This is a genomic window from Cupriavidus sp. UYPR2.512, from assembly GCF_000379565.1.
Lineage (GTDB): Bacteria > Pseudomonadota > Gammaproteobacteria > Burkholderiales > Burkholderiaceae > Cupriavidus.
In genome coordinates, this window is the sequence record NZ_KB903075.1 from 254,862 (window position 1) to 267,402 (window position 12,541).

The 12,541-nt window shown below is 67.6% G+C and carries 9 protein-coding genes; 6 read left to right on the forward strand and 3 right to left on the reverse strand.

From position 1 onward, the window contains the following. Positions 1 to 529: 529 nt before the first annotated feature. The 4 genes from A3A5_RS0121285 (at position 530) to A3A5_RS0121300 (ending at position 6,354) form a co-directional block, all read left to right on the forward strand. Positions 530 to 1,840: a dicarboxylate/amino acid:cation symporter gene (locus tag A3A5_RS0121285; RefSeq protein WP_018312545.1), complete on the forward strand. Its 1,311-nt coding sequence runs from the start codon at positions 530 to 532 to the stop codon at positions 1,838 to 1,840. Positions 1,841 to 2,005: 165 nt separating this feature from the next. Next, complete coding sequence (locus A3A5_RS0121290; RefSeq protein ID WP_018312546.1) at positions 2,006 to 3,955, forward strand: ATP-binding protein; 1,950 nt, start codon at positions 2,006 to 2,008, stop codon at positions 3,953 to 3,955. After that, entirely contained in the window at positions 3,945 to 5,264 is a 1,320-nt protein-coding gene (locus A3A5_RS0121295; protein ID WP_018312547.1) for a sigma-54 dependent transcriptional regulator, read from the forward strand. The genes A3A5_RS0121290 and A3A5_RS0121295 overlap by 11 nt, the downstream gene beginning before the upstream one ends. A gap of 493 nt (positions 5,265 to 5,757) precedes the next feature. Then, complete coding sequence (locus A3A5_RS0121300) at positions 5,758 to 6,354, forward strand: helix-turn-helix domain-containing protein (RefSeq protein WP_018312548.1); 597 nt, start codon at positions 5,758 to 5,760, stop codon at positions 6,352 to 6,354. Positions 6,355 to 6,399: 45 nt separating this feature from the next. On the opposite strand, the gene A3A5_RS0121305 is transcribed toward A3A5_RS0121300, so the two are convergent. Further along, entirely contained in the window at positions 6,400 to 7,485 is a 1,086-nt protein-coding gene (locus tag A3A5_RS0121305) for an ornithine cyclodeaminase (protein ID WP_018312549.1), read from the reverse strand. Between the two features lie 35 nt (positions 7,486 to 7,520). Next, positions 7,521 to 8,399, reverse strand: coding sequence for a dimethylarginine dimethylaminohydrolase family protein (locus A3A5_RS0121310; RefSeq protein WP_018312550.1), 879 nt, complete (start codon positions 8,397 to 8,399; stop codon positions 7,521 to 7,523). 160 nt (positions 8,400 to 8,559) lie between these two features. Between A3A5_RS0121310 and A3A5_RS0121315 the strand changes: the two genes are divergently transcribed. Further along, entirely contained in the window at positions 8,560 to 8,979 is a 420-nt protein-coding gene (locus tag A3A5_RS0121315) for an Lrp/AsnC family transcriptional regulator (RefSeq protein WP_013955729.1), read from the forward strand. A 3-nt stretch (positions 8,980 to 8,982) separates the two neighbouring features. On the opposite strand, the gene A3A5_RS0121320 is transcribed toward A3A5_RS0121315, so the two are convergent. Beyond that, the gene (locus A3A5_RS0121320) at positions 8,983 to 10,740 is read right to left on the reverse strand and encodes a chloride channel protein (protein ID WP_018312551.1); all 1,758 of its coding nucleotides are present in this window, start codon (positions 10,738 to 10,740) and stop codon (positions 8,983 to 8,985) included. Positions 10,741 to 10,865: 125 nt separating this feature from the next. Between A3A5_RS0121320 and A3A5_RS0121325 the strand changes: the two genes are divergently transcribed. After that, the gene (locus A3A5_RS0121325) at positions 10,866 to 12,002 is read left to right on the forward strand and encodes an HPP family protein (RefSeq protein ID WP_018312552.1); all 1,137 of its coding nucleotides are present in this window, start codon (positions 10,866 to 10,868) and stop codon (positions 12,000 to 12,002) included. The last annotated feature ends 539 nt before the right edge of the window (positions 12,003 to 12,541 follow it).

The following is a 12,541-nucleotide window of genomic DNA, read 5'->3' on the forward strand; positions in this document are numbered from 1 at the left end:
CCCACGCCCCTCGCCAGCGCCGCGCCACGCGGTCAGCGAGGGCGCCTCATGCATCACTTCTCCATTCATTGCGTCCGGCCACGCTGTCAGTCCGGCCTGCCCAAAACCGCGGGTTAACGCTTATAAGCTCGTTCGGGTTTCCGAACGGCACTGTCGCAGCCCGGTCCGGATTCCCGAACCGTGCGCCGGAAGCACTTCAATTTCCACTTTTTATTCAAAGAGTTACCTGGCCGCGCAAGGCACTTCGGGCTGGCACGGCGCGTGCAATATAGGCCGCCGCTAACAGCGTCAGACAGGTCGGCCGGCACGCATCCCGGCGCGCCGGCCCATGCCAAAAAACAAAGGAGGACACACATGACCGACCCCGCCTTGCCCACCCCCTTCGCCACCCCGGCGAACCCCCGGCACCTGTTGCCGCGCTGAACCACGACAAGGCCGGCCCGGCGCCGCGACATCGCCGCCCAGCCTTCCTGCAATACACAGACGCCCGTCCCTGCCACAGGAGACGGACGCACAGGCCTGATCCACGATGAAACTGAATCGACTGCCCACCCTGATCTTCATTGCGATGCTGCTAGGCGTGCTGGTCGGCACCGCCGCGCACAACATGGCGCCGGACGCCGCCACTGCCAAATCGATTGCGGACCACCTGTCCATCCTGACTGATGTATTCCTGCGGATGATCAAGATGATCATCGGCCCGCTGGTGTTCGCCACGCTGGTGGCCGGCATCGCCAGCATGGGCGATGGCCGCGCCGTGGGCCGCATCGGCCTGAAGGCGATGATGTGGTTCGTTGGCGCTTCGATCACCTCGCTGCTGCTGGGCCTGGTGATGGCCAACCTGCTGGAACCCGGCCACGGCATGAACCTGCCGCTGCCGCCGGCTGACGCCGCCTCGAACCTGAAGACCGGCGCGCTGAACCTGCGCGACTTCATCGCCCACATGTTCCCCAAGAGCTTTGTCGAGGCCATGGCGAACAACGAGATCCTGCAGATCGTGGTGTTCTCGCTGTTCTTCGGCTTTGCGCTGGGCACGGTCAAGGACGGCGTGGGCAAGCCCGTGCTGCAAGGCATCGAGGGCCTCGCCGCGGTGATGCTGAAGGTCACCAACTACGTGATGGCGTTTGCGCCGGTGGGCGTGTTCGGCGCGATCGCCGCGGTCATCACCGCGCAAGGCCTGGGCGTGCTGCTGGTGTACGCCAAGCTGATCGGCAGCCTGTACCTGGCGCTGGCGCTGCTGTGGATGGCGCTGATCGCCGGCGGCTACTACTTCCTGGGCCGCGACGTGTTCCGCCTGCTCAAGGGCATGCGTACGCCGCTGATGATCGGCTTCGCCACAGCCAGCAGCGAATCGGCCTACCCCAAGGTGATCGACCAGCTGACCCACTTCGGCGTCAAGGAGCGCATCACCAACTTCGTGCTGCCGCTGGGCTACTCGTTCAACCTGGACGGCTCGATCATGTACACCTCGTTTGCCGCGCTGTTCGTGGCGCAGGTGTATGGCATCCATCTGTCGCTGACCCAGCAGATCACCATGCTGCTGGTCCTGCTTGTCACCAGCAAGGGCATCGCGGGCGTGCCGCGCGCCTCGCTGGTGGTGGTCGCCGCCGTGCTGCCGATGTTCGGCCTGCCGGAGGCCGGCATCCTGCTGGTGCTGGGCATCGACCACGTACTCGACATGGGTCGCACTGTGACCAATGTGCTCGGCAATGCGATTGCCACCGCCGTCGTCGCCAAAAGCGAAGGCGCCATCGGCGCGCCGGTACCGTCCGAGGAGGATGAACCCGCCTCGGATACCACCACCGGCCTGGCACCTGCCCAGGTCCTCGCGGGCAAGTAATACCGTCCGCCAGGCGTGCCAGGGCCCGGTTGCCGATACGGCAACCGGGCCTTTTTGCATTCTGGCGCGGCACTGCCCCCTGGTGTGGTAAAAGTAGGCACCCGCGCCGGCCCCTGCCCGTCTTGCCCGCGCGGCGGCTTTGCCACCTGCCTCACCCAACACCTGATGACCGGTCCGCTACACTCTCCCGGCGATACCACCCGCGCCACCGCACCTGCGTCCGCCGCACCCACCGGCTCGCGCCTGCCCCACGGCCTGCGCGGCGCTGCCCCGCTGCTCGCACTGCTGGCGCTGGCCGTGCTGGTGGGCCTGGCCGGCTCGCTCGGCTACCGCTACAGCTACGACACCGCGCTGGCGCGCCAGGCCGAACGCGGCCAGGTGCAGTTGCGGCTATACACGCAGGCACTGGAAAGCGAGCTGGCCCACTACGACTACGTGCCCGGCCTGCTGTCGCTGGACGAGCGCATCGCCGCGCTGCTGCTGCGCCCGGACGACGCCGCCCGCGCGGCACGCGCCAATGACTACCTGAGCGCCCTCAATACCCGCGCCGGCACGCGCGTGATCTATGTGCTGGATGCGCACGGCAAGGTGCTGGCCAGCAGCAACTGGCAGCGCCCGGACAGCTACCTGGGCGAAGCGCTGAGTTTCCGCCCGTACTTCCAGTCAGCCATGGACGGCCAGCTGGGCCGCTTCTACGGCGTGGGCACCACCCGCAGCGAATCGGGCTACTACCTGTCGGCGCCGCTGGGCGAGCGCGACAACCCGGTCGGCGTGGCGGTGGTCAAGATCGGCCTGGAGCCGCTGGAGAACCGCTGGCAGGGCGCCGACAGCCAGATGCTGCTGACCGACGAGAACGGCGTGGTGATCCTGGCCTCGGACCCGTCGTGGAAGCTGGCTGCGCTGCACCCCCTGTCACCCGAGGCGCGCGAGCGGCTGGCGCGCAGCCTGCAGTACAACCGCGCCCCGCTGCCGCAACTGCCGCTGACCCCGGTGCGCAAGCTGAACAACGGCAACGGCAGCAGCAGCGACGAACTGGTGCGCCTGCGCGGCGGCCCGCCGATGCTGGCGCAGCGCGCCGCGTTGCCCGGCACTGACTGGCAGCTGACGCTGCTGACCAATACCTCGCAGGCGCGCGTGGCCGCGCTCAACACGGCCGCGCTGGCCGGCGTGCTGAGCGCCTTCGTGCTGCTGCTGGGGGCGGCGTGGAACGTGCGCCGCCGCATCGTCAACGAGCGCCTGGCGGCGCGCGCCGCGCTGGAGGCGGCCAACAGCGAACTGGAGCGCAAGGTGGCCGATCGCACCGCCGACCTGTCCACCTCCAACCAGCGCCTGCAGGCCGAGGTGGCCGAACGCATCCGGGCCGAGACCGTGCTGCGCCAGGCCCAGGACGGGCTGCTGCAGGCAGGCAAGCTGGCCGCCGTGGGCCAGATGTCGACCGGCATCGCGCATGAACTGAACCAGCCGCTGGCGGCGCTGCGCACCATCTCCGGCAACACCGGCAAGTTCCTCGAGCGCGGCGACTACGCCACCGTGCGCGCCAACCTCGACACCATCATCGGGCTGGTCGAGCGCATGGGCCGCATCACCGGCGCGCTCAAGTCGTTTGCCCGCAAGTCCGGCAACGGACGCCGCCAGGCCAGGCTGGCCGAAGCGGTGGACAACGCGCTGTTCCTGCTGCAGACGCGCGTGGACGCGGTCCAACCCGCGCTGCAGCGCGATATCGATCCGACGCTGGCCGTGGTGTGCGATCCCAACCGCCTGGAACAGGTGCTGGTGAACCTGCTCGGCAACGCGCTCGATGCCGTCGCCGGCCAGTCCGCGCCGCGCATTGCACTGCACGCGCACGTGGCGGGCGCCATGGTCCACCTGACCGTGCGCGACAACGGCGCCGGCTTGTCCGAGGAAGCCTTCGCACGGCTGTTCGAACCCTTCTTCACCACCAAGCCCGCCGGGCAAGGTCTGGGGCTCGGTCTCACGCTGTCCGCCGGCATCCTCAATGAAAACGGCGGCAGCCTGTCCGCCGCCAACCACCCGGACGGCGGCGCCTGCTTTACGCTGGTGCTGCCGCCGGCGCCGCAGGACGCCAACCCACAGGACGCAAAGCATGCCGGCTGACCTGACCGTACTGATCGTCGAGGACGATGCCGACGTGCGCCTGGGCTGCGAGCAGGCGCTGCGCCTGGAGGGCATCGCCACGCGCGGCGTGGGCAGCGCCGAGGCCGCGCTGCGCGAGGTCGGACCCGGCTATGCCGGCGTAGTCGTCAGCGACATTCGCCTGCCGGGCCAGGACGGCATGGCGCTGCTCGCGCAACTGCGCGAGCGCGACCCGGCCCTGCCGGTGATCATGATCACCGGCCACGGCGACGTGGGGCTGGCGGTGCAGGCGATGAAGCAAGGCGCCTACGACTTCCTGGAAAAGCCGTTCTCGCCCGAGCAGCTGGTGGACGCCACGCGCCGCGCGCTGGAGCAACGCCGGCTCGCGCTGGAAGTGTCAGAACTGCGAGAACGGCTGGCTGGCCGCCAGAAGCTGGAAGCCCACCTGATCGGCCATTCGCCCACGGTCGAGCGGCTGCGCCGCCTGATCGCCGACCTGGCCGGCACCGACGCCAATGTGCTGATCCACGGCGAGACCGGCACCGGCAAGGAGCTGGTGGCGCGCTGCCTGCATGAGGCCAGCCAGCGCCACGCGCGCAACTTTGTCGCCATCAACTGCGGCGGCCTGCCAGAGCAGCTGTTCGAGAGCGAGATCTTCGGCCATGAAGCCGGCTCGTTCACCGGTGCCGCGCGCCGCCGCATCGGCAAGATCGAGCACGCCGAAGGCGGCACGCTGTTTCTCGACGAGATCGAGAGCATGCCGATGCCGCTGCAGATCAAGCTGCTGCGGGTGCTGCAGGAACGCGTGGTGGAACGGCTTGGCTCCAACCAGCCGGTGCCGGTCAATACGCGCGTGGTGGCCGCCACCAAGGCCGACCTGCGCGCGCTCTCCGATGCCGGCCAGTTCCGCGCTGACCTGTACTACCGCCTGAACGTCATCACGCTGGAGTTGCCGCCGGTGCGCGAGCGGCGCGAAGACGTGCCGGCATTGTTCGAACATTTCGTCGCGCAGGCCGCGTTGCGCTTCAGCCGCGACGCTGTGCCCGCCACCCCGGCCGAGCTGGCCGCGCTGGTAGCCTACCCATGGCCCGGCAATGTGCGCGAGCTGCGCAACCTGGCCGAGCGCCACGTGCTGGGGCTGGGCTGCAACCCCGGCCACGGCACCACCGCCCCCGAAGCCCTGCCGCTGGCGCAGGCAGTCGAGCAATTCGAGCGCGCACTGATTGCCGATGCCATGCGCCGCCACGATGGCAACCTGAGCCGCGCCAGCGAAGCCCTGGGCGTGGCCAAGACCACGCTGTTCGACAAGGTGCGCAAGCACGGGCTGTGAAGCATCGCTGTGAAGCGTGGACTGTGAATCGAGGGCAGCAGCGCCGGCCATGCCGCGCGATCTGTCACGTCACGATAGAACTCTGAAGCGGCCGCTGTATTCAGCGGATCCTTAAGACGTTGCCTCCAACCATGGGGAACCACCCCCGCAGATCAATGTCTCCGTTACTGTCGTGTATGCCTGCAAGCACCAATGTGCGTTAAACAACCAATATGCGATGGATTTATGTTTTTTCTTACAGATCGATTGGCGTTTGCGGCATATTATTGGCTTCCAGCAGATCGGAGTCCCAGACATTCAATATGTCCGGAAAATCGCTGATCAGCTAGAAATGAAAGAAATAACAAATTTATAACGAAAGCCGTCCGGCCGGCGGGGGAGCGGGCCAGGACACAGGGTCAGTCAACCTTGGCAGTGACAACCGCGCGGCGCTTGTGCCTGGTGCCGCGGGCGCCATCCCGGCGCGGCTGCCTTCAGTACTACGGGTGATGGGATGAAACTGGATCCGGCACTGGCTGAAAAGCCTTATTACAGCACGCGTACAGCGGCAAAACTGCTTAACGTCTCGCTGGGCACCGTCCAGAAGATGGTCGAGCGCGGCGAACTTGGCGCCTGGAAGACCAACGGCGGCCACCGGCGCATCCACAAGGAAACCGTGCACCGCCTGCTGGCGACGCGCATCGGGCCGGAATCGGCGTCGCCGCACGGCCTGGACCTGGTGGTGTTCCACCCCAACCACCAGGAAGCGCAGCGCATCCACGGCCAGCTTGCCAAGTGGGGGCTGCCGCTCAAGAGCGTGGTGGTCGACGATGTGCTGGACACCGTCATCACCTCGGTCAGCGAGCATCCGCGCGTGGTGCTGTACTACGTCGACGAACTGAACGACGCCGAGTCGGCCACCATCGAGAAGCTGCAGAATTTCTTTGCCCGCCAGCACGTGATCTTTGCCGTGATCACCAACCGCCAGGCCTATGAAGGCGTGGCCGATGCCCTCCAGCACTGGGGCATCATGGTGTTCCTGAAGACGCCGTCGCTGGAAGAGGTCAAGGGCTTCCTGCGCGCCCAGCTGATGATGGGCCGCACCGCCTGAGCACGGCCGCACCGGGGCATGCCGGCCCCGGTATCGATTGCAGCTTCAGGCCACTGCCGCCCGCCGGGGCGTTGCCAGCCCGGCTTCATTGCCGTCGGCCTGGGCCATCATCCAGCCGTACAGGTTGCGCGGATCCGGCGGCATCGCCACCAGTTCAACGGCCCTGCCCGCCCGGTGCGCCTGCGCTGCGGCGTAGAGCCAGCGCAGCGCGGCGTAGTCTTCCAGCGCAAACCCAACCGAATCGAACACGGTCACCTCGTCCGCCGCCGCGCGGCCGGGCGCGTGGCCGGCCAGCACCTGCCACAGTTCGGTCACCGGCGCGTCGGCCGGCAACTGCTGGAGCTCGCCTTCGATGCGCGTCTGCGGTTCGTACTCCACCACGATGCGCGCGCGGCGCAGGATATCGGGATGCAGTTCAGTCTTGCCGGGGCAGTCGCCGCCTACCGCATTAAGGTGCATGCCAGGCCGCACCATTTCCGGCGTGAGGATAGTGGCGCGAGTCTTGTCGGCGGTTACCGTGGAGACCACATCCGCCCCGGCCAGCGCGGCCTCGATCGATTCGGCGCGCCGGATCGAAAGACCGGGTACGCCACCAAGGTTGCGCATCAGCCGTGTGGTGGCGGCCGGATCGATGTCATAGGCGGCGATCTCGCGCACGCCCAGCATCGCCTGGAAGGCCAGCACCTGGAACTCGGCCTGCGCGCCGTTGCCGATCAGCGCCATCGTTGCCGCACCGGGCCGCGCCATGGCGCGCGCCGCCAGCGCCGAGGTGGCCGCGGTGCGCAACGCAGTGGCCAGCGTCAGGTCGGCCAGCATCAGCGGGAAGCCGGTTTCCACTTCGGCCAGCAAGCCGCAGGCCATCACCGTCGGCATGCCGTGCTGCGCATTGCGCGGATGGCCGTTCACATACTTGAACGCATACTGGATGCCGTCGCTGACCGGCATCAGCTCGATCACGCCACGCGCGGAATGGCTCGCCAGCCGTGCGGATTTGTCGAAGTCGTCCCAGCGCAGGAAGGCCTGCCGGACCTGCCCGGCCAGGTCCACAATGGCGGCCTGCGGGCCGATGGCCGCCACCAGACGGGCCACGTCGCTGGCGTCCAGGAACAGGGATCGGGCGGTGCTTTTCATGACCGTCTCCTTGGCTGTCGGTGCGGTGCCTGCACTCAGGCCGCCACCGCGGCGATGCCCGGCCCGCTGCGGCGATCCAGGCGCAGCGTCATGCAATACGCGCCGCCGCCGGACAGCATGAAGGGCGACAGGTCGACCTCATGCAGCTGGTAGCCGCGCCGGCCCAGTTCGGTGCGCAGGTGCGGCGTGGTGCGGGTCATTACCACCTGGTCGTTGAGATTGACGGCATTGACGCTGAAGTGGCGCAGATCGTCGGCGCTGGCCTCGATACGCAGCCGCGCCGGCACGCGCGCGCGCAGTTCGCGCAGCGCCGCTTCGCTGAAGGCCGGCGGGTAGTACAGCACCTCGCCGCCGGAAAGCGGGCAGAAGCAGACATCGAGGTGGTAGCTCTGCTCGGTGGCCAGCTCCAGCGCCACCACGTCCTTGCCGAAGTAGTTCGACACCGCCACGGCCGCCTCATGCGACGAGCGCGGACCGAACCCGGCCCAGAAGTGGCCGCGGCCCGCATCCCAGATGCAGTCGCCCGCGCCTTCCTGGAAGCAGCCCTCGGGCAGCAGCGCGACTTCGTCGAGCAGGCCGCGCTCGCGCAGCGTGCCGAAGATGTCGGCGAACGGCGCCTCTTCACCACGGCGTTGCGGGTAGCGGAAGCGCGCCAGCAGCGCGCGGCCATCGAGCACCACCGCGGCGTTGGCCGGGAACACCATGTCGGGCAGCCCCGGTGCGCCAGGGGCCACTTCCACCGCAAAGCCGGCCCGGCCCAGCGCCTCGCGCAGCGCGTCGAACGACTGCATGGCGCTGTGGTGCATGCCGCGCGGGTCGCGCGCCCAGGCAGCCGGATCCATCCACGGATTGATGCTGTACGACACGTCGTAGAAGGTCGGCTCGACCAGCAGGATCGTGGGGGTGTGGGTCACGGCGGCTCCTTTTTATGGCAGGGGTTGGGAAATCAATCGGTCGATTGAATTCTCGGGCAAGCTGGTGTTAACTAATAGCCAGCAACTTGCGCAATTTGTGCGAGTCATTTATCAAAATGCCAACTCATGCTGGCGCTTTGCAAAGACCATTTGCCCACCCATGGATGCCACCGATCACCAGCTGATTTCCCTCCTGCGCGACAACGCGCGCATGCCGGTCACGGCGCTGGCGCAGGCGCTGCGCGTGTCGCGCGCGACCGTGCAGAACCGCATCGACAAGCTGGAACAGGAAGGGGTGATCGTTGGCTACACGGTGCGCCTGCGGCCCGAGGCCGAAGCGCACCGCATCCGCGCCTGGATGACGATTGCCGTGGAAGGCAACAAGGCGCGCGCCGTGCTGCAGGCGCTGCGAGGCGAACCCAATGTGCAGGCGCTGCACACCACCAATGGCCGCTGGGACATCATTGCCGAGCTGCGCGCCGATACGCTCGAGGCCTTCGACCGCACGCTGGACCGGATCCGGCTGATCGACGGCATCAGCGCCACCGAGACCAGCATCCTGCTGTCAACGTACAAGTAGCGCTCAGGCCGCGGTGCGGCCGCGCAGGCGCTCGCGTCGCGACTCCTCGTGGAAGACGCTGCCGCTGGGACGCAGCAGGTCGCGCAGCGACAGGATGCCGGCCAGGCGCATGGTCTCCATGCTTTCCACCACCGGCAGGCGCGCCACGCTCAGCGCCGCCATGCTGCCCGCGGCGGCGCGCCCGGTCTGGCCGGGCAGCAGCACATGCGCCGCTGTGCTCAGCAGGTCGCGGCAGCGCATGCCGGGCGGAACTTCGCCGGCGGCAAGGCCACGGATGGCGGCGCGTTCCAGCATGCCGAGCACGCGCCCGCCGGCCACCACGGGGTAGGCGCGATGCGCGGCATGCTCGCCGAAGTAGTGCACCATCGCCTCGGCCACCGGCAGGTCGGCATCAATGGCGACCACGTCGCGCGTCATCAGCTCATCCACATGCGCGCGCTCGAGCGGGTCCACGCCGTATTCGCGGTAGATATGCAGCCCGCGCCGGGCGATCTTCTCAGTCATGATCGAGCGCTTCATGACCAGCACCGAGAAGCCATAGGCCACCGCGGTAGTCAGCAACAGCGGCAGCAGCGACTGCGTGTCATGCGTCAGCCCGAAGGCGAATACGATCGCGGTCAGCGGCGCGCCCAGCACGCTGCCCAGCACCCCGGCCATGCATACCAGCGCCCACAGCTGCGGCGAGCCGCCCGGCAGCCACGGCGCCAGCACCACGCCCAGGCCCGCGCCCAGCATCAGCAGCGGGGCCAGCACCCCGCCCGAGGTGCCCGAGCCCAGCGCCGCGATCCAGATCACGGCCTTGACCGCCAGCAGTGCCAGCGCGATTTCGATGGCGATACGATTATTCAGCAGGTCGCCGATCACGTCATAGCCCACGCCCAGCGCACGCGGCTCGAAATAGCCGCCGATGCCGACCACCAGCCCGCCGAGCGCCGGCCACCACATCCAGTGCACCGGCAGGCGCGAGAAGGCGTCTTCGGTGCGGTACAGCGCGAGGGTCAGACCCGCGCCCAGCACACCGCACAGCAGGCCGGCCAGCACACAGGAGAACAGCGCCGGCGTGCCCGCCGCCGCCGTCTGCAGCGGAAACAGCGGCGCGGCCTCGAACAACAGCGGCCGCAGGAAGCCCGCTATTGCGCAGGCCAGCGCCACCGGCAGCAGGCTGCGCGGACGCAGCTCGAACAGCAGCAGCTCGATCGCCAGCAGCACCGCCGCCACCGGCGTGCCGAAGATGGCGGTCATGCCGGCGCAAGCGCCCGCCACCAGCAGCGCCTTGCGCTCGCCCGCGGTCAGGTGCAGGTACTGCGCCAGCAGCGACGCCAGCGAGCCGCCGGTCATGATGATCGGCCCTTCGGCACCGAACGGTCCCCCGCTGCCGATCACGATGCCCGAGGACAACGGCTTGAGCACCGCCACCCGCGGCGACATCTTGCTCTTGCCGAACAGCACCGCCTCGATGGCCTCGGGAATGCCGTGGCCGCGGATCTTGTCGCTGCCGTAGCGCGCCATCAGGCCGACGATCAAACCGCCGATGACCGGCACCACGATCACCCACGCCCCCAACGCATGGTTGGCAGGCGAACGCTCAGCCAGCGACAGGGTCTGGTAGAAAAACAGGTTGGTGAAAAACCGGATCAGGTTCACCAGCACATCCGCCGCCACGGTGCTGAGCGCACCGATGCCCAGCGCGATCACGGACAGTATCAGCAGGCGGCGGTTGACGGCATAGTCGCGTTTCTCGACCGGCATGACAGACGACATTGGGGCTCCTTGCTCTTGTGCGGTGCGTCATGCCCCACGGTTGGGATGCACCGCACCAAAGGCGGCCAAATATATCACCGCGTGATATATTACGCGCACCATTCCAAAGCGCCCCCGTTACAAGAATGCCAACCGCCCCCGTCTCCGCCCTGGCGCACAATGCCCGTGCATGGCTGCGCACATTCATTCCGCTGCCCGTTGCCGCCAGCCGCAAAGAGCGCCTCAAGAGTTGCCTGGGCGCCCTCCTCGGCCTGCTCTGCACCGAATGGATCAGCCACCAGACACTAGGCGGCTTCAATCCCTGGTTTGTCGCGCCGATGGGGGCCTCTGCGGTGTTGTTGTTCGCCGTGCCATCCTCACCCCTGGCGCAGCCCTGGTCGATCATTGGCGGCAACCTGATTGCCGCGGTGATAGGCGTGGCGTGCGCGCGCTGGATTCCGGACCCTGGCCTGGCCGCAGCTGTCGCGGTGGCACTCGCCATCGCCCTGATGTTTCAGCTCCACTGCGTGCACCCGCCCAGCGGCGCGGTGGCCATCACCGCCGTATTCGGCGGTCCGGCGGTCAGTGCGCTGGGCTTTGGCTTTGTGGCCGTGCCGGTGCTGTTCAATTCGATGCTGCTGCTGCTGATGGCGCTTGCCTTCAACAACCTGTCGCGGCGGCGCTACCCGCACCGCCCGCCCGAGCCTGCAGCGCAGCATGGGACGAAAGACGTGCCGCCATCCCAGCGCATAGGCGTCACCCGCGCCGACCTCGACGCCGCCCTGAAGGTGCGGGGCGAATTCCTGGATATCGAAGAAGACGACCTCGAACAGATCCTGGTTGCAGCGCAGCTGCGCGCCTACCGACGCCACTTCGGCAACGTGCTGTGCGGCGAAATCATGTCGCGCGACGTGATCATGGTGACCCCGGACCAGCCTGCGCATGAGGCGGGGCACCTGCTGTCGCGGCACCGCATCAAGGCACTGCCGGTGGTGGACGCCACCCGGCGGCTGGTGGGGATCATTACCCAGAGCGACTTTTTTGCGGTACAGCGTGATACCGGCGCGCGGCGCCTCGCCGGCACCGTGCGCAACCTGATGACGCGCGCCGTCATCACCGCCCGCCCCGAGCAGCCGATGGTGGAACTGGCGCAGGCGTTTTCAGACGGGGGCCTTCACCACGCGCCCGTGATCGACGATCAGCGGCGCGTGGTGGGGATGGTGACGCAGTCTGACCTTGTTGCTGCGTTGCTTAAGAGTGGGGTGATGGCGGTGCCGGATTGAGTTTGGGTTATTGGGGTTTGGGTTGTCGCCGGCGGTCGGTTGTTGCTCTTGGCTAGCGTGGGCTGTTTCGCCGGCGTAGCCGGCGAGTCACTTTTTGTCCGAGCGACAAAAAGTAACCAAAAACGCGTCGCCTGAGCGGCTGGCAATCCATTCCTCGGCGTTGGCCCGTTCCCACGGCGGTGCTTGCCGTTCGGTGTGGTTGCCCGTTCGAGCCTGCTACGCCATGTGAGTCAGGGGCAGTGCCTTCGTTAACCCACTATTGAACGATCCCCATGCAGGGCGTAGGCCGCCTGCTACCGACCGTATCGCGGGGACGCCTACGGCTGCTGCGCCGGCCCTAAGCAGAGCGACCGACCAGGTCCTGACAGCGTTGGGTTCGGCGTCATCCGCGACCACGCGGTGCGAGCGCAGCGATGCACTCCGTGCCCGTGCCTCCGACCTGAGATACTGAGTGCGCGCAGCGCAGCCGAAGGCGTCCCACCGATGGCGGTCTTAGCAGGCTGCCAACAACCTAAAGTCGGGTTCGTCCAATAGTCCGT

What these genes read in the sequence shown, in the direction of transcription:
- A3A5_RS0121325 (WP_018312552.1), top strand. Translation starts at nt 10,866, where the DNA reads ATGCCAACCGCCCCCGTCTCCGCCCTGGCGCACAATGCCCGTGCATGG.
- A3A5_RS0121285 (WP_018312545.1), top strand. Translation starts at nt 530, where the DNA reads ATGAAACTGAATCGACTGCCCACCCTGATCTTCATTGCGATGCTGCTA.
- A3A5_RS0121315 (WP_013955729.1), top strand. Translation starts at nt 8,560, where the DNA reads ATGGATGCCACCGATCACCAGCTGATTTCCCTCCTGCGCGACAACGCG.
- A3A5_RS0121295 (WP_018312547.1), top strand. Translation starts at nt 3,945, where the DNA reads ATGCCGGCTGACCTGACCGTACTGATCGTCGAGGACGATGCCGACGTG.
- A3A5_RS0121320 (WP_018312551.1), bottom strand. Translation starts at nt 10,740, where the DNA reads ATGTCGTCTGTCATGCCGGTCGAGAAACGCGACTATGCCGTCAACCGC.
- A3A5_RS0121290 (WP_018312546.1), top strand. Translation starts at nt 2,006, where the DNA reads ATGACCGGTCCGCTACACTCTCCCGGCGATACCACCCGCGCCACCGCA.
- A3A5_RS0121305 (WP_018312549.1), bottom strand. Translation starts at nt 7,485, where the DNA reads ATGAAAAGCACCGCCCGATCCCTGTTCCTGGACGCCAGCGACGTGGCC.
- A3A5_RS0121300 (WP_018312548.1), top strand. Translation starts at nt 5,758, where the DNA reads ATGAAACTGGATCCGGCACTGGCTGAAAAGCCTTATTACAGCACGCGT.